This window comes from Virgibacillus carmonensis (assembly GCF_057836705.1).
Genome location: NZ_JBYQFJ010000260.1, coordinates 1 through 604 on the forward strand (window position 1 = coordinate 1; position 604 = coordinate 604).

The window sequence follows — 604 nt, forward strand, 5'->3', positions numbered from 1 at the left end:
AAATTATAATTTACACTGTTAGCATACAGCTAATTTCCACTTTTAGTATAGGCATAATTATATTATTGGCAGACTCCGCACGTATAAAGTGGACTTTTGTATATTTGTTACTTCTATCTATAGCAAGATATAATTGAAATAAAAGTTGGAAAGGAGTAACATTTATGGCTCGAAAAACTCGAATCTGGTTCCCCGGTGCCACATACCATATTACTGCCCGTGGTAACCGACGTGCTAGTATATTTCATGACACCCAGGATTACCAAACCTACATGAGTCTTATAGGTTCCTGCAAGAATGATCTTCCTTTTTCCATTCACGCTTCTTGCCTTATGCCAAACCATATCCACCTTCTCCTCGAAACGGAAGAAAAACCACCCGGTACCATCATTAAATTCATCCATTCCCGTTATGCCGTGTACTTTAACAAGCGCTATGAACTGACTGGTCATGTTTTTCAGGATCGTTACCATGCGAAATTGGTTAACTCCAATGATTATTTCCTATGGGCGAGCAGATATATTCATTTAAACCCGGTAAAAGCAAAAATCACTTCTAAACCCGAACATTATTATTGGAGCAGTTATTCCAATTACATGGATGG

At 38.1% G+C, this 604-nt stretch carries 1 protein-coding gene; it reads left to right on the forward strand.

Translation table 11 applies throughout. The features are described from left to right. Positions 1-164: 164 nt before the first annotated feature. On the forward strand, positions 165-604 hold a 440-nt coding region (locus AC3G7N_RS21740), incomplete at its 3' end, for an REP-associated tyrosine transposase (protein ID WP_489424209.1).